Source organism: Candidatus Accumulibacter meliphilus (assembly GCF_036625345.1).
In the GTDB taxonomy this organism is placed as follows: Bacteria; Pseudomonadota; Gammaproteobacteria; order Burkholderiales; family Rhodocyclaceae; genus Accumulibacter; species Accumulibacter meliphilus.
The window spans coordinates 191,924-209,640 of the sequence record NZ_JAZKTZ010000008.1; the positions used below are offsets into that span (position 1 = coordinate 191,924).

A 17,717-nucleotide genomic window follows, 5' to 3' on the forward strand; every position below is an offset into this window, starting at 1 on the left:
TGAATCTGGTGTAAGGAAAGCGGGCTCCGGGGCGTGGAACCTTTGGTTTGAGCACGAAGAAGGAGGGCCGAGCCCCCGGAGTGAGGGCGATCGGAGCAGGCTGGTAGAGGACGGGTTCTAAATCAGGCGTCGTGCTGCTCGCGCATGCGGTAGGACGGTCCTTCGATGACCAGTGTCTCGGCATGATGCAGCAGGCGGTCGAGCAAAGCGGCGGTGAGGGTGCTGTCGTTGTTGAAGATCTCCGGCCATTGTTTGTACGCTTTATTCGACGTAATGATTGTCGAACCGCGCTCATAGCGCTGACTGATCACCTGGAAGAGGCCATCGGCGCCAAACTTGTCAATCGGCAGATAGCCCAATTCATCGACGCAGAGAATGGCGGGTTTGAGCAGTCTGGCCATCTCGCGTTTGACCCCGCCGGTGGCCTGGGCGGCGGCGAGAGCATTGACGATGTCGACGGCGGAGGTGAACAGCGTCGTCAAGCCCTGCAGGCAGGCCGCATGAGCAAGAGCGATGGCGAGATGAGTCTTGCCGACGCCGACCGCGCCGAGCAGAATCACGTTGCCATGCGGCGGCACGAAGTCGAGGCGAAACAGATGCTGAATTTGCGCGCGATTGATCTTCTTCGGCCATGACCAGTCGAAGCCGTCGAGCGTCTTGATGCCCGGCAAGCGCGCGGCCTGGATGCGGCGGGCAATCAGCGCCTCGTCGCGACGAGCCACCTCGCCGGCCACCAGGTCTTCGAGAAAGCGGCCATGAGACCACGACTCGCGGGCCGCCCGAGCCATCAAGTCGGGCGCGTGCTGGACGAAATACGGCAGCTGCAAACGACCCAGATGCTTGGCGAGAAGCGCCTCAGTCATGGCCATGATCGCCTCCTCCCTCGTTCTGCAGATCGTTTCCTGTCGGGATGTCCGGATAAGCGGACAAGTCCGCCGGCGGCAGTTCAAGCTCCAGCAGGTCCTGCCGGCGGATAAGGTGTAGCGGGCTCGGTTCGGGCAATTGGCGACGACGTGCGTCAATCAGATGGGCGATGTATTCGCTGCTGAAAGCTTCAAAGGCCAGGGCGTCGGTGATCGCCCGCACAACAGCGTCGTCGCCATGGATCTCGACCAGCGCCACGATCTTGCGCACATGCGCCATCGCATTCCCGCGGCGATCGAGCAAGCCCGCGTGATACTTCTCTGCCAAAGGCGTCAGACCCAGAAAGCGCTTGAGCAGCAGCGCATCGCGCGCATGCCGACGTTGAGCGATCAAGGCCTTCGGATGATCGGGGTCCTCAATGTCCTGATGGCGCTCGAACGAACGACCATGGCGGGCGACCAATTCGCCGTCGTGATAGATACAGACGCGATCCGGATAGACCTTCATCGTCACCGGTCGTCCCGCCAGGCGGGCGGGGACCGAATAGCGATTGCTCTCGAGCGTGACCCGGAACTGTCGGTTGGCACGCACGCTCAGGACGCGGCCGACATCGAACAGGCGGGGATTGACCGGCTGCAGATGAGAACGCTCTTCCCCCCAGAGATCTTCCGGCCGGCGTTGCGTTTCGCGATGCTGGCGGACGTTGGCCACCGTCTCCAGCCACAGCCTGACGGCCGCATTGAGCGCGCTGAAGTTTGGCAGTTCCAGGCCGGCCAGGAAATTGGTTTTCACATAAGCGACACCCCTTTCCGCGCGTTCCTTCACATGAGCAGCCGACTGCACGTAATGCAGTCGATGGGCAAGAAGTCTTTCAGATCACCCATCCCTTCCATCCTCTCTTCGGACGCGAGTTCGTCCTGATCGAGCGGCGCAATGCCTGGGGTGAGGAGCGCGTCTACTTTCACGATGACAGTGGCCGGGTACGCCGCCTGACGGCCGCCTGGACCAACGCGGTTGCGCCGGATCCGTTCGAGAGGGTGTCGGCCGGACGCTCGCACTTCCGCGTCGACCACCTCTTGCACCTCGTGGCGCTGATTGCCCGCCAGGACGAGGCCAAGGGTGCGCTCAAGGCGAGTCCGCGGTCACGCAAAGTGTCAAGCAAATAACGCCGTTAACGTAAAGAGAATTACGCCTTGCTTGACGATGCCCGGCTCGTAGACTTGCCTCTATGCGCTGGGCGTGCGAGAACTAAACCGCTAACAGTTCTGAGGTTATCGCCAGATGTTTACAAATATTCCTTGACACCGTCCGGTTTATGACATAATTTTAATTACACATGGCACACTCCTCCAAACCCGACCTCAAGCTCCTTGCGCTGGCAGAGAGCGGCACCGTGAATCCGCATGCGCAGGACGTGCAGGATGTCGCTTTCATCGGCAGCGATTTCTTCGATGCGCGGGATTTGGTGCAGGTGCGTTACGAGATGCTGCGTCGGGTACGCAGCGAGGGGCAGAGCATTGCCGACATCGCGACGCGCTTCGGGGTCTCCCGGCCGACTTTCTACAAGGTCCAGGCGGATTTCGAACGCGCCGGTCTGGTGGGGCTGCTGCCGGCGAAACGGGGACCGCACGGACCACACAAGATCACCGCCGAGGTGATGGCCTTCATCGAAACGGTACGCACCCAGGAAGAAGGCTTGGAGGCCCAGGTGCTGGTCGAGAGGATCGCGCAGCGCTTCGGGCTGGCCGTCCATCGGCGGACCGTGGAACGGGCTCTGGCCCGGAGCAAAAAAAAACGCCCATGAAAGCCGCTGCGATGATCGCGGGCCACACCCTGGCCGAGCGTTACGAGTCCTTGCGGCAGGACGTGGTCGAGTTGTCCGGGCGCACTGTGCACGGGCGCGCGCTGCTGATGTTCAAAGGGATGGCGGCCTGGATGCGCTGCGCGAACGACACCGTCCCAAGTCCAATGTCCGCCGCTTCGCCAAGTGAGTCGCGCTTACCGGCGGGGATCGAGCAGAAGCTGATTCATCTCGTCGCCAACATGACGCTGGCGACGGCAAGGGAGAGCCGGCCATGATGGGTGAGACACACGCGAAAGTGCAGGCACGACACCTGAAGAGAAACGCCTATCTCTACGTGCGCCAGTCGACGCTGCGCCAGGTCCTGGAGAATACCGAGAGTACCAAGCGCCAGTATGCTTTGCGTGAGCGGGCCATGGCGCTGGGGTGGCGTCTCGATCAAGTCATCGTCATCGATTCCGATCTCGGGCAATCGGGCGCGAGTGCGGTCGATCGCGAAGGTTTCCAGCAACTGGTCAGCGAGGTCGGTGTGGGGCGGGCCGGAATCGTCATGGGTCTGGAAGTGTCGCGTCTGGCGCGCAATTCGACTGACTGGCACCGCCTTCTGGAAATCTGTGCGCTGGCCGACACGCTGATCCTGGACGAGGACGGGGTGTACGACCCGGCGCACTTCAATGATCGCTTGCTGCTCGGTCTGAAGGGCACGATGAGCGAAGCCGAGCTGCATGTCTTGCGGGCCCGGTTACGCGGCGGCATCCTCAACAAGGCACGCCGTGGCGAACTGGAGATACGCTTGCCGGTCGGCTTTGACTACGACCCCGCCGGGCGTGTACGTCTGGATCCCGATGTCCGTGTTCAGGAAAGCCTGCGCCAGTTCTTCCGGACCTTTCGGCGTACCGGCTCGGCGACGGCGACGGTCAAGGCCTTTCGTGCCGAAGGGCTGAGTTTCCCGCACCGGATTTACCGCGGACAGCAAGCCGGCGAATTATCGTGGTCCGAACTCGATCACTCGCGCGCGCTATGGCTCCTGCATCATCCGCGTTATACCGGCGCCTTTTGCTTTGGACGCACGCGCGTACGCAAACAGCCCGACGGTTCCTGCAAGCATCAACGGCTGCCGGCGGAAGAATGGATCGCGCTGATTCGTGATGCCCACCCCGGGTACATCACCTGGGACGAGTATGAGCAGAACCTCCAGATCCTGCGTGACAATGCCCAGGGGCCGGCCGCAGGGCGCGATCGGGGCCCGCCGCGTGAAGGGCCGGCGTTGCTGCAGGGGCTGTGCGTTCACCGGCTGTTTCGACAAGCCGGCGCAAGCGGCCTTTTCAATTCGTGCTGCGGAACGGCGGCAGCCCATGGCTGCAAACCCATAGCGGCCGTGAATCTTAGGGAAGGCGGCGCTGTATCATTGATGTCCTCTATGGGAATGCAGCGCTGGCGGCGGTTGACCGCGTATGGCGTTTCTGGGATATTCGTCGCGTACCGTCACTTAAGCGCTCTCGGTTCCTGATCTTTGTTTGTCTTAAGCGCTTTTGAGAGTCGTGCGCGCATCGCTGGTGCCGTCAAGCTTGTCCAGGAGACCTTGGCAACGGCAGGCTGATGGCGAATCGGTCCTGCCTCCTTCGCTTGCCGAATAGACGCTGAGTAGACGCTCATGCTGCTTGTGCTACAAAACGCCATCGACGTGCTGCTGAAGAGCGCATTGCCGTCGCTGTTCACCGGTGCTGGCGCCGCGGCAGTGACTTTTTCTGCCGACAGCTGGGATTTTGATCGCCTCGCGGCCGATCCGATCGCTGGCGAACCGGGGCCCGAGGACGCGGTCGACGAACTGCTCTTCGACCCAGCCGCCCCGGCCGGTCCCTACGCGCTGACGCGGCTGCCGTATCCGGGTCCGAAACGCGTCTACCTGCGCTCGACCAGTGGCGAGTTGGTGGCCTTGCGCAACACCGAGGTTGTCTGGAACGTCGCTGACGCGGCGTCGTTCTCGGTCGTTCCCGCCGCCGGCAGGGTTCTCTCGGGATTCGACTATCTGCACGTGATGTACGGCGTCGTTGCCGCGGGGACACGCCTGAAGTCGCTACACAAGCTGGCTTTGCAGATTACCGGCGCGGACGCCGAGAGTGCCGAGCGAGCCTTCGCCCTCTCTCTTGCCGTGCTGGTGATGAACCGCGAAGCCCTTCAGCGTTCGGCGTCCTTTTTCTGGACTGCCGGTGGCTATCAGGCTGACGGCACGCTGAAAACGCTGAGGTTCGCCTCGGGCGCGTCGCCTGGCCCGACACAGCGCACGCTGGTGCTGGAAGTGGAAGTCGAGTTGCGTCTGGAGCGTCTCGTCGGCGATGACGACGGGGGTGCGATCGAAGCTATTCCTTCGCCGGGACGAAGTCCCGGCAGCAAGGTCGTAGGCATCGACCCGGCAGTGCCGTCCTGAGCTGTTGAACTCCGGAAGTCCTGAACCACCCGCAGCGTGCGTTCGCGCGGTCAGTCGCCTGGCGTCACCCGCCGCACCTGCACCGTTGCCGTCATTCCGAGGTAGGCATTTGCCGCCCCGAACCAGTTTCCCGAGATCGGCGACGCCTGGCCAGGGTCGCGTGCGACGCCGACCCGGATCAACTGGTTGCTGCCGAGCAGGTTGTTGGTCGGGTCGAAAGTCACCCAGCCGGCGCCCGGCAGATAAACTTGCAACCAGGCATGTGTGGTGCCGGCGCCGATGGTGTTTTCGCTGTCACGGCCACCGCCACCGTCACCGTCTTTGCCGCTTTCGTTGCCACTATCCAGCGCCTGATCGTAGAGGTAGCCGGACACGAAGCGGGCCGCGACACCGAGGCGCCGTACAGCCTCCATCATCAGCAGCGCGAAGTCACGGCAGGTTCCGGTCCCCAGTTCGAGGGTCCGCAAGGGTGTCTGCGTGCCTTCCTGTTCGCGTTGGGCGTAGCCAAAATAATTGCGAATGAACTGGTTCATGTTCAGCAACAGGTCTCGCGTGCCGGTCGGACCATCGGTGCGCATGAACTGGCGAGCCCAGTGGGTCAACACGCCTTCGGGGTCGTCGTGGTGAGGGCGCATGTAGTGTTCGAGGTCGAAACGCTCTTCGACCGAATAGGCAAACGGGAAGATCTGCGCGCTTGGCGAGAGCTGCAGTTCCGGGTAGGGGCTCAGCGCGTGCTCGATGGTGAATGAGCAGACGATCTTGAGTTCCGTGGCGGCGCCCAGCGGTGTCACCAGCGCCACCGAATTCGAGTGCGGATCCTGAATCATGCGCACCACTGCTTCCGGGCTGACCTGCAGGTCGGTGGCCAGCACGCGCTGGTCGTGACTGTCGCGCGGACGGAACATCACCCGGTGTTCGCCGAAAGTCACCAGCGAGCTGTAACGGTAGCAGGTGGTATGGGTGATGTTGTAATGAACGTGCATCGCTGGCCTCGCCTCCCGCGGTTCTATTGCATTGCTTCGATGATTGCCGCCGCCAGCACTTCGCCACTTTGCGCGCCGGAGAGGCTCAGGCGGCGCTGAATGATGAAGAACGGCACACCACTTACGCCAAGTGCGGTGACCTTGTCGGCCAGCAACCGGACCGGCCGTTCGCCTTCGCTGCTGGCCAGATAATCGGCGACGTCCTTCTTGATATCACCGCAGGCAGCGGCGATATCGGCCAGCGTGGTGACGTCGCCGATATCTTCGCCGCGCTGGAAATGCGCCACGAATAGCCGCTCGACCAGTGCTTCGACGGTCGCCGGTCGATGGCCGATGGACTGTGCGCGATAGACCAGGCGGTGCGCACGCAGCGTGTTCGGGCGGGTGACGATGCGAGCAAAGTCGAATTCGACGCCCGCTTCACCTCCGGCGGCAGAGACATCGTTCTGCATCTTGTTTACCGCGACCGTGCTGCCGAACTTGGCTTCCAGAAAAGCCCGGTAGGGTTCGCCTTCGGCCGGTGTGTTCGGGTTGAGAAAATACGGTAGCCAGTTGAACTGGAAGCGGCTCTCGGGATGGCTGGCCTGGACCAGGGCGACGGCCTGCGCCAGCCTTCGTTTGCCGACGAAGCACCAGGGGCAGACGAGGTCGGAAACAATGTCGATGGTCACATTCATGGGGATCGGTGCCGAGTTTCTTTGCAATCAGTGAGGTGTGTGGGGAGGGGCGGCGAGGGGTAGAGGGAGGAACGGCGCACCATAACACAATGCACAATGCCTTTTCATCGTCAGTGCCCGGCGCGCTGCAGTCTTTCCGTCAGTTGGTCGAGATACTGCGCCAGAAGTTGCGGCGCGTGTTGCCGAAACATGCGGATGCGCCCGGTATGGATCAGCACCAGCAAGCCGACCATGTGGGCGAACAGCGCGGTGACTTCGGTTTCGCAGGCGCTGGCATTGAGGTCGTACTCGCCCAATGCGTCGGCGGTCGGCTGCAGGGCGCTGCGCAGCTGCGCGTTGAGCTGGGCATCGAGTTCGCGGCTCAGGCCTGACGGGCGCACGCCCTGAAAGAGATAGAAGCCAAGATCGAGATCGCGCGGGTTGTCGCGGTAGAAATCGAAGAAAGCGCTGGCCTTGCTGCGCACTCGGTCCGCCGCGTTTCCGCCACCAGGTGCGCCGGCGACCTGCGCGTTGAGGCGCAGTAGCGACTCGCCGAGCAGGGCCGCGTAGATTTCCTCCCGACTCGCAAAATAGCTGTAGAGGGCTCCCGGCGTATAACCGGCGCGCTTGGCGATCTCGCGCATGCTGGCACCTTGCAGCCCCAACTCGAAGAAAGTGGCGCGCGCCGCGTCGAGAATCAGTTCGCGGCGCAGCTGCGCCATGGTGTCCGTACGCTGGCTACGCGCATCGTCGCTGCGTGCCTCGGGCGCGCCGGGTGCCGCCGTTGCGGTGGTGTCCGCCGATCTCTTTATTGACTTGCGCATGAGTGCATTATACGCTTGCCAAAAACCTGAACGACGTTCAATTTCTCTTCAAAAGTGGTCTCGATAGAAGGAGCCAGGACCATGAACCGCGCAACGCAGGAAGCTTCGTCCGGGCTGTTGATGAGCGGCAGCGAGTATCGTGAATCGCTGCGCCGTTATCGACCGCTCGTCTATGTCGATGGCCGGTGGATTGAATCGGTCGCCGATGCGCCGGAATTGCAGCCAGGGATCAATGCCCTGGCCGTCACTTACGATTTCGCACTCGACTCCGCCAAAGCGCCCTTGATGACCGCCCGCCAGGCGCAGCGCGCCAGCCCGGTGAACCGCATGCTGCATATCAACGAATCGGCAGGCGACCTGCTCAACAAGCTCGAAGCGGTGCGTCTGCTGTGCCAGGAAACCGGTTGCGCGCAGCGCTATCTCGCGCACGATGCGCTCAATGCCATCCATCAGGTCAGCGCGCGCATCGATGATGCGCGTGGCAGCAGCGAGCATCGCGCGCGTTTCGCCGAATACCTGACGCAGGTGCAGGATCAGGATCTGGCGCTCGGTATCGCCATGACCGACGCCAAAGGGGATCGCAGCAAGCGCCCGCATCAACAGAGCAATCCCGATTCCTATCTGCACATCGTCGAACGCAATGGCAAGGGAATCGTCATCTCCGGCGCCAAGGCGATCGTCACGGGCGCCGCGTACATGCACGAGTTCCTGGTCATGCCCTGCCGCAACATGGGAGCGGAAGACGCCGATTTCGCCGTGTGCTGCGCCGTACCGGTCGACGCCGACGGGTGTCACCATCGTCTCGCGGCCTGCCGGTCGGCCGGGCGAGAAGCCCGAACACGGCCAGCCGCTGTTTTCGCGTCGCTACGGTCAGGCGACTGCAGTCGTCCTTTTCGAGCGCGTCTTCGTTCCCTGGGAGCGGGTGTTCTACGCCGGCGACTGGGAACACTCGGGAGTGCTGACCTACAACTACGCCACCCACCACCGCCATAGCTGCATCGCCGCGCGCGCCGGTTTCGGCGATCTGCTGATCGGCGCCGGCGCCCTGATGTGCGAGGCCAACGGCTTCCCTGATCCCGGTGCGCAGTCGAATCTGCGCGAAGCAATGGTCGAGCTGATCACCATCACCGAGAGCTTCTTCGCCTGCGGCGTCGCGGCCAGCGTCTATGGCAAGGCCGACGAGGCCAGCGGCAGCTTCATGCCCGACCCGGTCTTTGCCAACATCGGCAAGCTGCTGCTGGCGAGCAAAATTTACGACATGCACCGCCTGGCGCACGAAGTATTTGGCGGCCTGATCGTCGCCCTGCCGGGTCCGGACGAAGATCACAATCCGGCCACCGCCGCCAGCCTGGCCGAAGTCCTGCGCGCCAATCCCGACGTTCCCTATGAAAAACGCATCGAAGTGGCACGTTTCATGGAAGATCTCAGCGCCTCGTACCAGGCCGGCTGGTACTCGGTGATCAGCCTGCACGGCGGCGGTTCGCCGGCAGCCATGAAGCAGGAGATCTGGCGCAACTACCCGGTCGGCGACAAAGTGGCGCTGGTCGAACGCCTGCTCGATCGCGGTTTGGTCGACGATCCGGCGCGGCCGATCACCCGCAACCGCCAGCCGGGCCGTTGCTGCGACAGCGGCTGTACGCAGCCGGGGCGGGCGGTGATGGTGCCGTTGCCGTCTGGTGACGATCGTGATTGACGATACGCCCTCGTACGAAGGCGGGCGGGGGTCGGAGCGCTGACTTCTTCCTCCTTGGCTTGCATACGCTGTCGGTCTCGTTTACTGTTGTGAGTAAATTAACTCAGTACAGTAACTATGCCTTTCGAACGCAGTCAAATCAACATCTTGAGACAGCGGCTTGCTGAATCCCCGCGGTTCATGATTGTCGTCGCTGGCCCCCGACAGGTCGGCAAGACAACGCTGGTCAGGCAGGCGCTTGCGGCGCATTCATCAACCTTCGTTGCTGCTGACCAAGCGCTTCCGGACGCCGTCGACCCCTTCGGTCAACAAGGTAGCGCTTTCTTGACGCAGCCGCTTGCCGGCTCGTCCCCTAACGCCGAGTGGTTGGTAGGGCAGTGGACGCAAGCACGCGCAAGAACACGGGCGCGCCCCGACGAGACATGCCACGTGCTTGCGATTGACGAGATCCAGAAGATTCCCCGCTGGTCCGAAGTCGTGAAAGGCCTCTGGGACGCGGACCGCGCCGAAAACCTGCCTTTGCATGTCATCCTGCTTGGTTCCTCACCGTGGCTGATGCAAAAAGGCCTGACCGAAAGCCTGGCTGGCCGCTATGAGCCGATCCGCATGGCGCATTGGTCCTATTGCGAAATGCAGGAAGCCTTTGATTTTTCGCTCGACGAGTACATCTATTTCGGTGGCTACCCAGGTTGCGCGAGCCTCGTTCGCGAAGAAAAGCGCTGGCGCCAATACGTTCGCAGCGCCTTGATTCATCCGAATATCGAGAAGGACATCCTGCAGATGACGCGGGTCGATAAGCCGGCCTTGCTGAAAACCTTGTTCGAGCTGGGCTGTGGCGCGTACTCCGGGCAGATCATCTCCTACACCAAGCTCCAGGGGCAGTTGCAGGATGCCGGCAACACCGTCACCCTGGCCCACTATCTTGAACTGCTCTCGCAGGCAGGTTTGCTGACTGGTCTGTCAAAGTACGCCGGCCAAAAACACCGGCAACGTGCCTCCAGCCCTAAACTGAATGCGCACAACACCGCGCTGATTTCCGCGCTTTCGGGATATAGCTTCGCTGAAGCGGGCAATGACCGGACTTACTGGGGCCGGCTGGTTGAAAGCACCGTCGGGGCGCATCTCATCAACACGAGATCCGACGACTGTGAGGTTCAGTACTGGCGCGAGAGCCCGGCCGAGGTGGATTTCGTGCTGACCAACGGCCGGAAACTTGTCGCCATCGAAGTCAAGAGTGGTGCTAGCTATGCCGCTCCCAAGGGGCTGGCAGTCTTTGCGGGGAAGTTCACGGCGTGCCGCCAGCTGATCGTCGGCGAGGGCGGGCTGCCTTTGAACGAATTCCTGTCCCGCCCGGCGGAAGACTGGCTGGAGTAAAGCGATGCTGATCGTTTCTCGGTACGTTCGCCCGGTCAAAAAGGACGACGATCGGTCGGTCGAAAACCCGACCCAGTCCCTGGAGGATTTCCGCGACCAGGCCGCCTGGATCCTGCTCGGCGAGCCAGGCGCGGGAAAGTCATCGGTGTTCGAGCAAGAAGCCAAGGCACACGGCGGTATCGTTCTTTCCGTCGCTGAATTTCTGGAAGACCTGGACGCTGAATGGCAGGGGAGGACGCTATTTCTGGACGGTCTTGACGAAACGCGGGCCGGTGGCGGCGGCGATCGTGTCCTCTTCAAAATTGGTTCTCGCCTGAAAAAGCTCGGCAATCCGTCGTTTCGCATCGCCTGCCGCGCGGCTGACTGGTTCGGTTCCACCGATCGGGACACCATGGCCGTTGCGTCGCCGGATGGCGAGCTCCCCGTGCTGCTGTTGGAGCCACTCGGCGAGCAAGATATCCTCGACATCCTGAGGAGCAACCACGGGGTCGAAGACCCGGAGACTTTTGTCTACAAAGCGAATGAGCAGGGTGTTGATGGCTTGCTCAGCAATCCGCAAACTCTTGGTCTGCTTGCGCAGGCCGTACGTGGTGAACAGTGGCCCGCGACTCGACAACAAACATTTGAACTGGCATGTGAACAGCTGGCTGAAGAAGCCAGCAAGCAACATCGCGACAAGCTCCGTAGTTGCCCACTTCCAGTTGACAAGCTGCTCGAAGCGGCAGGCCAACTCTGTGCCGCTCTACTGCTTGCCGAAAAACCCGGCATTGCCCTGGATCGAGGATCCGCCGACGTGCGCTTTCCAGCGCTGGAGGAATTCTCTCCGCCGGATCTCGAAATGGCCGCCGGCGCAGTACAGAGAAAGCTGTTCATGCCGTCGGCATCAAGGGAGGAACGTGTCGAGCCGATACACCGCAGCATCGCAGAATTCCTTGCAGCACGCTGGCTGGCCATGCAGGTCGATGACCGTGGCTTGCCGCTGGGACGAGTGCTGAATCTTCTGCTCGGCACGGACGGTCGGACTGTCGCTGGCTTGCGCGGACTGTATGGCTGGCTGGCCCTGCATTGTCACGCGGCTCGTTCTCTATTGATTGATGCCGATCCCTTGACCGTGGTGATCTACGGCGACGCAAAACCGATGCCTCGGCTCGACAAGCAGCGCATTCTCGCTGCTCTCGGGCAGGAAGCCGAACGCCATACTGCCTTTGGCTGGCAGGTTCAAAGAACTCAAGCCTACGGTTCCCTTGCAGACCCAGAGCTCAGTAACGATTTCGCGGCCATTCTGAACTCGCCTGAGCGTGGCGACGCAGCCCAGGCCTTTGCCTCTTGCGTTCTGGAAATTCTTGCCCAGGGTGAACGCCTGCCAGAGTTGGCGACCACAGTATTGGCCGTCGTCGCCGACGAGACGCGTTGGGGCAGAGTACGAACGAGTGCGCTTTCTGTATGGATCAAGTTGGACGGATCAGCGCAGGAGGCCCTGACTCTGCTTGATGCCATTTCCGGCGACAAGATCGTGGACAGTGATGATGAGTTGGCCGGGATGCTGCTGCACCACCTTTATCCGAAGGGCATCCAACCGGAAGACCTGCCACGCTACTTGCATCGTCCGAAGAATCAACGATTGTTTGGAAGCTACGCGTCTTTTTGGGACCATGAGTTTCCGATTGTCGCCCCGAAACCACATCTGCCAATCCTTCTCGATCAACTCGCAGGCCGCACCGACCTACCGTTCTCTGACCCTCACGACATTCACCTTCGCCAAATGATCAGTAGTCTGCTATCAAGAGGTGTTGTGGAACACGGAAAGGATGTAAGCAGCGAGCGACTGTTCGCTTGGCTGGGAATCGGCGCCGACAAATTCGGTCATTTCAAGCGGGAGATGGACGGGACCCAAGTCCTCGCCGACTGGCTGACGACACATCCCGAGCGATACAAAGAGTTGTTGGCACTCTGCTTCGAGCAGTGCGCCGGGAAAGAAAACCTGGGAGCCTGCTTAGTCGCCTGCGAGCATCGCTTACACCGCGCCGCGGTTCCTGAAGACATTGGCCTTTGGCACCTTGAGCAAGCATCAACACGCTTGAACGATGCGCTTGCTGAACAACATGTCTTGAGAGCCCTCCGAGCTCTTGAGTATAAGCACGGGGCCACTGGCCTGACACAGGAAAAAATTGAAGCGTGGGGCGAAGACAATCCCGCGCGAAAGAAGTGGTTGACACCGACGCATGCGCAGGAAATTCGGGAGTGGCGTGAGTGGCAAATCGAGCACGCTGCCCAGGAGGGCCGCTACAAGCAAGAACATAGTGAAAAAAGGAGAGCACTCAGCCAGGACCTGAACGAGCAAATGGCTGCCATTCGGAATGCCACCGCAAGCCCTGCCCTGATGCATGACCTGGCTGACGTTTGGTTGAATCGTTTCCGCGACACCCCTGGCGAAACGCCGTTGGAGCGATTCGAGCGCTATTGCGACGACGGTGCACAGGTTCTGGCTGCTGCCGAATCTGGCTTTCGTCAGTGCGTGGAGCGCAACGACCTTCCGACGGTTGCGGAAATTATCGCTCTCTGTATCAAGCAGCGAGAACACCTCATTCGGCAGCCTTGCTTGCTCGGTATGGACCTGAGTTGGCGTGATGGTGAAACGGCTATCGATGCCCTCGGCGATGAGACCCTGTGTCGCATGGTTGCTTTTCGGCTGACCTACGGCATTGGCAACAGTGCAGCCTGGCTCAACTACCTCGCGAGACGAAGGGCGCGGCTGGTGGCTGGAGTTCTGATCGAGTACGCAAATGCCGCACTGAAGTCCAGACAGGAGGTTCTGAACGGCAGTTACGAGATCGCACACGATCGGAGCTATTGCGAAGTCGCCCGAATCGCAGTTCCCCAATTGCTGGAACGTTTCCCACTGCGTGTGAAAGCGGGTCAGCTGCGTCATCTTGAGCACTTGCTAAGCGCCGCTCTAGGTTACTCCGTCGCTCGGTTGCCCGAACTCGTCGAGAAAAAGACATCCGCGAAAAGCATGGACGTTGCTCAGAAGGTGTATTGGCTTGCGGCTGCAATGTTGCTGGATCCGGAGAAACACGAAGCGCAGCTCTGGGGCTACATTGGCAACTCCTGGACGCGTGCCAACTATCTGGCTGGCTTTCTGAGCGAACGGTCTGGGGGGCTAAGCAGCCGGTTCGAGCTGTCCCCTCGTACGATCGGCAAACTGATCGAACTACTGAGTCCGCACGCAGAACTGGATTGGCCAGCAGGCGGCGGCCTGATAAATGACGCAATGCGGCGAGGCGACCAGATACGTTCAATGGTCACTCGCTTAGGCGCTCTTGGCACGGGCGAAGCTACCCAGGAAGTCGAGCGACTACTTGCTCTGCCGACGCTGAACAGATTGAAATTCTCGCTGGAAGATACCCGTCACCAGTTGTGCCTGCAAAGGCGTGAGAGCGCCTTCAGATTCCCGCCGTTAGCCGCCGTGGCGCAAATTCTCGCCAACCGGGAGCCGACGAGCGCCGCCGACCTTGCCACATTGGTACTTGACCATCTGGACGACATCGCGCGCGACATCCGTACGGACAACGACGACGGTTTTCGTGCCTTCTGGAACGTTGAGAACAGAAAACCACCCAGCGCGCGCGAGGAGAATCTGTGTCGCGATGCATTGCTCACCCGCTTGAAGCCGCGCCTTAAGCCGTTCGGCGTGGAGTGCCTACCGGAGGTCGATCATTCCAATGATAAGCGCGCCGATATAAGTGTTTCCTACCGCAATCAGTTTGCCTGCCCCATTGAAGTCAAGGGCGAATGGCATCCGTCCCTTTGGACGGCTCTGCGTAGCCAACTGATCGAGCAATACGCCATTGGTCGAAGGGCTGCTGAGCATGGCATCTATCTCGTGCTGTGGTTCGGTGGCGAGCGGCTGGGAGGAGCCAGGGACGGAGGGAACAAGCCACGTTCACCGGAAGAGTTGCGCGATCGGTTGCAGGCCCAACTCGATCCGGTCGAACAGAAACGCATTTTCGTACGGGTGCTTGACGTCAGTTGGCCAGCCAAGCGATGAGGCGACAGCAGCGTCCGATTTTCTCGGGTGATGGCCATGCGCCAGTGGACCAGGGTGTCGAAGACGTCGACGATCAATGCCTTGATCTCGTTCATGATCGCTGCAGGCGGAAGATGCCAAGCATGCCGCCTGCAGCCTGCTCAGCGAGCACCGCGCCCGAGTTTCGCCGCCAGCGCGGCCGCATCCGTGACCGGCAGCTCGCAACGACCCTGACGGCAGACGTAGGCCGTCGGGAGACCGCCTTGCGCCACTTTTCCGCGCACGAAGGTGACTGTCTCGGCCAGGGTTTCGATCGCCGATTCCGGGCCGCCGGCGATGGCGCGTGACGGCAGGTAGGTCCGACGCAGGACCGATAGCAGCGGCGCCGCCGCGTCGGCCGCGTTGGCCGTGTCAGCCATCCCATCGGGCCAGACGATAGCAATTTCGAGCGGCGTGTCGGCCAGGAAATCGAGCGCCAGCAGCGCTTCGGTCATGGCGATCGGGCGTTCGCGGAGCACCTGGGCGTGTGCTCGCAGTCCGCGCTCGGCGATTTGTCGCCAGCGCTCGTCGCCGGTGAACACGCCCAGGCGCAGAGCGTTCATCAGCGCCACCGAGGTTCCCGAGGGCTCGGCGCCGTCGTAAGCCGGTTTTTCGCGCGCGATCAGCGTTTCGTGCCGGGGACTGCTCATGAACCAGCCGCCCGTCGGGTCCGCGAACAGGCGCTCGGTGGCTTGCGCGAGAGTCAGCGCTTCTGCCAGCCAGCGCGCGTCGAAGCTCGCCTCGTAGAGGTCGATCAGGCCGGCGGCCAGAAACGCGTGGTCGTCAAGGAAAGCGGGGTGCCGCGCCTGCCCGTCCTTGAAGCTGCGCTGCAGTTCGCCGTCGCTGCTGCGCAGATGGGCGAGCACGAAATCGGCCGCGCGTACCGCCGCGTCGAGGTAGCGCGGTTCGTCGAGAATCCGTCCGGCAACCGCCAGTGCCGAGATCATCAGGCCGTTCCAGCCGGCCAGGATTTTGTCGTCGCGCAGCGGCGGAATCCGCCGTGCTCGCAGTTCGTAGAGGATGGCACGCGCGTTGGCCAGCGCTGCCCAGTGCTTTTCATCGGGGCTAGGGACATTGAGGATGTTGCGCCCCTCCCAGTTGCCGCCGGCTCGTACGTCATAGTGTGCGAGAAACAGCCGCGTCGTCTCGCCGCCAAGCGGGGCCAGTCCGCGGCGTATCTCGTCCTCGGTCCATACGAAGAAGCGTCCTTCGTCACCTTCCGAATCGGCGTCGGTGGCGGAATAGAAAGCGCCGTCGCCGTCGCTCATCTCGCGCAGGACGTAGTCGCAGGTCTCACGCGCGACGCGGGCAAAGTCGGCACGGCCGCTGACCTGGAAGGCCTCGGCGTAGGCGACGACCAGCAAGGCATTGTCGTAGAGCATTTTTTCGAAATGCGGCAGCAGCCACTGCGCGTCGGTCGAGTAGCGATGAAAGCCGCCACCGAGCTGATCATAAAGCCCGCCGGCAGCCATTTTCTCGAGCGTCAGGGTCGCCATGTGTAGCGCGTCGCTGTCGCCCGTGCGCTGAACGTACCGCAGGAGGAGGCGTAGCGGAACGTGCGACGGAAATTTCGGCGCCCGCTGCAGGCCGCCATGCTCGCTGTCGAAAGAGGACTTGTAATGCGCGACGGTGGCGGCTATCAGCTGACGGGCGGGCAGCTCGGCCATGTCTTTTCCGGCGTTGGCCGCGTTCGCCGCAGCCGTGCCCTGCATGTCCTGACGCACCGCGTCGACCAGCGCCGCCGACGCCTTGCCGACGCGCCCGGGATCGCGATGAAAAGTCTCGGCCAAGGCGCCGAGCAGCGACAGGAAGCCGCGCGAGCCACCGCGGACGCCGTCACGCGGCGGGAAGTAAGTGCCGGCAAAAAACGGTTCGCGCGCGGCGGTCAGCCAGACGCTCATCGGCCAGCCGCCGGAGCCGGTCAGTTGCTGCACGGCGCTCATGTACACCGCGTCGACGTCCGGACGCTCCTCGCGATCGACCTTGACGGCTACGTAATGCTGGTTGAGGAAGCGGGCGATCTCCTCGTCTTCGAAGGACTCGGCTTCCATGACGTGGCACCAGTGACAGGTCGAATAGCCAATCGACAGAAATACCGGCCGGGCGAGCCGCCGCGCTTCGGCAAAGGCCTCGTCTCCCCAGGGAAACCAGTTGACCGGGTTGTGCGCGTGCTGCAACAGGTAGGGGCTGCTCTCCAGTGCTAGGCGGTTGCTGAAGCGGGGCCGACCGTGTTCATCGAGGTGTTGCGTGCGCGGCACGTAGTGCGGGCCACGTTGGGAAATCGCTGCGCCGAGCGTCTTCGCCAGCTGGTCGGAAAAAGGCGCGCTTCCAGGCGGGGTTCCGTCAGTCATTGTCTTTCTCCAGTCGATGGGTCAAGCAGTGGCCCACTGCCCGGCAGCCGACCCGAAAAAACGCTCAGGCGAGCAGGCTGCTAGAATACGTCGCTTGCAAGCCACGCGACAAAACAGACATGATCGCCACCATCAAGGAATTCTTCAACCAGTTCATCGAACCCGGCACGCGGCAGGGCGCGGCGGGGGCCGAACATGGCCTGCAGGTGGCCACGGCCGCCTTGCTCCTGGAAATGATGCGCATGAACGATCGCATCACCGCTGAAGAACAGGCGGCCATCGCCAGCGCCTTGCGCGCGCAGTTCAAGCTCGATGCCGCAGAGCTCGATACCTTGATGGCCCTTGCCGAACAGGAAGCCCGTGGGGCCAGCGGCTACTATCAGTTCACGTCGCTGATCAATGCCAGTTGCGCCGCCGAACAGAAGATCCGCATCATCGAAAACATGTGGCAGGTGGCGCTGGCCGACGGCCACCTGGACGCCCACGAATCGCACCTGATGCGCAAGATTGCCAACCTGCTTTACGTCGGCCACGCCGACTACATCGCTGCCAAACAACGGGCGCGCGAGGCGATGGGCGTGCCGCCGGCAATGTAGGCCGGATTTGGCCCGATTTTCCCGATTCCGCCCGGTATCCGGTCGGTGTGCAGCGCGGAACGTGCAGCGTGCAGCGTGGAC

The 17,717-nt window shown here is 62.0% G+C and carries 13 protein-coding genes and 2 pseudogenes; 9 read left to right on the top strand and 6 right to left on the bottom strand.

Annotation, left to right across the window (positions count from 1 at the left end; translation table 11 throughout):
- Nucleotides 1-122: 122 nt before the first annotated feature.
- Both istB and V5B40_RS17445 read right to left on the bottom strand, forming a co-directional pair.
- Complete coding sequence (istB, locus tag V5B40_RS17440) at nt 123-869, bottom strand: IS21-like element helper ATPase IstB (RefSeq protein ID WP_332355672.1); 747 nt, start codon at nt 867-869, stop codon at nt 123-125.
- Nucleotides 856-1,656, bottom strand: coding sequence for a Mu transposase domain-containing protein (locus V5B40_RS17445; protein WP_332355673.1), 801 nt, complete (start codon nt 1,654-1,656; stop codon nt 856-858). The genes istB and V5B40_RS17445 overlap by 14 nt, the downstream gene beginning before the upstream one ends.
- Here V5B40_RS17445 and V5B40_RS17450 point away from each other — a divergent pair.
- The 5 genes and pseudogenes from V5B40_RS17450 (at nt 1,620) to V5B40_RS17470 (ending at nt 5,093) form a co-directional block, all read left to right on the top strand.
- Nucleotides 1,620-2,030: a DUF5372 family protein gene (locus tag V5B40_RS17450; RefSeq protein ID WP_332355674.1), complete on the top strand. Its 411-nt coding sequence runs from the start codon at nt 1,620-1,622 to the stop codon at nt 2,028-2,030. The genes V5B40_RS17445 and V5B40_RS17450 overlap by 37 nt on opposite strands.
- Nucleotides 2,031-2,200: 170 nt before the next feature.
- Complete coding sequence (locus V5B40_RS17455) at nt 2,201-2,668, top strand: helix-turn-helix domain-containing protein (protein ID WP_332355675.1); 468 nt, start codon at nt 2,201-2,203, stop codon at nt 2,666-2,668.
- A complete protein-coding gene (locus tag V5B40_RS17460) occupies nt 2,665-2,943 on the top strand; it encodes a hypothetical protein (protein ID WP_332355676.1) in 279 nt (92 codons plus the stop codon). The genes V5B40_RS17455 and V5B40_RS17460 overlap by 4 nt, the downstream gene beginning before the upstream one ends.
- Nucleotides 2,940-3,953 (top strand): annotated as a pseudogene (locus tag V5B40_RS17465) (recombinase family protein); the annotation flags it as partial. The gene V5B40_RS17460 and the pseudogene V5B40_RS17465, both read left to right, overlap by 4 nt.
- Before the next feature lie 366 nt (nt 3,954-4,319).
- Nucleotides 4,320-5,093, top strand: a complete 774-nt coding sequence (locus V5B40_RS17470; RefSeq protein ID WP_332355677.1) for a hypothetical protein — start codon at nt 4,320-4,322, stop codon at nt 5,091-5,093.
- A 50-nt stretch (nt 5,094-5,143) separates the two neighbouring features.
- Here V5B40_RS17470 and V5B40_RS17475 read toward each other — a convergent pair whose 3' ends face one another.
- The 3 genes from V5B40_RS17475 to V5B40_RS17485 form a co-directional block, all read right to left on the bottom strand.
- Nucleotides 5,144-6,076: a transglutaminase family protein gene (locus V5B40_RS17475; protein WP_332355678.1), complete on the bottom strand. Its 933-nt coding sequence runs from the start codon at nt 6,074-6,076 to the stop codon at nt 5,144-5,146.
- 23 nt (nt 6,077-6,099) lie between these two features.
- On the bottom strand, nt 6,100-6,753 hold the full coding sequence (locus V5B40_RS17480) for a DsbA family oxidoreductase (protein WP_332355679.1): 654 nt from the start codon (nt 6,751-6,753) through the stop codon (nt 6,100-6,102).
- A gap of 110 nt (nt 6,754-6,863) precedes the next feature.
- Nucleotides 6,864-7,556, bottom strand: a complete 693-nt coding sequence (locus V5B40_RS17485) for a TetR/AcrR family transcriptional regulator (protein WP_332355680.1) — start codon at nt 7,554-7,556, stop codon at nt 6,864-6,866.
- A gap of 81 nt (nt 7,557-7,637) precedes the next feature.
- Here V5B40_RS17485 and V5B40_RS17490 point away from each other — a divergent pair.
- The 3 genes and pseudogenes from V5B40_RS17490 (at nt 7,638) to V5B40_RS17500 (ending at nt 14,671) form a co-directional block, all read left to right on the top strand.
- Nucleotides 7,638-9,249, top strand: a pseudogene (locus V5B40_RS17490) (4-hydroxyphenylacetate 3-hydroxylase family protein).
- Between the two features lie 180 nt (nt 9,250-9,429).
- On the top strand, nt 9,430-10,623 hold the full coding sequence (locus V5B40_RS17495; protein WP_332355681.1) for an ATP-binding protein: 1,194 nt from the start codon (nt 9,430-9,432) through the stop codon (nt 10,621-10,623).
- Between the two features lie 4 nt (nt 10,624-10,627).
- On the top strand, nt 10,628-14,671 hold the full coding sequence (locus V5B40_RS17500; RefSeq protein ID WP_332355682.1) for a hypothetical protein: 4,044 nt from the start codon (nt 10,628-10,630) through the stop codon (nt 14,669-14,671).
- 140 nt (nt 14,672-14,811) lie between these two features.
- Here the strand turns inward: V5B40_RS17500 and V5B40_RS17505 are convergent, their stop codons facing one another.
- Complete coding sequence (locus V5B40_RS17505) at nt 14,812-17,040, bottom strand: thioredoxin domain-containing protein (RefSeq protein WP_332355683.1); 2,229 nt, start codon at nt 17,038-17,040, stop codon at nt 14,812-14,814.
- Between the two features lie 119 nt (nt 17,041-17,159).
- Here V5B40_RS17505 and V5B40_RS17510 point away from each other — a divergent pair, with 119 nt between their 5' ends.
- Nucleotides 17,160-17,636: a TerB family tellurite resistance protein gene (locus tag V5B40_RS17510; RefSeq protein WP_332355684.1), complete on the top strand. Its 477-nt coding sequence runs from the start codon at nt 17,160-17,162 to the stop codon at nt 17,634-17,636.
- The last annotated feature ends 81 nt before the right edge of the window (nt 17,637-17,717 follow it).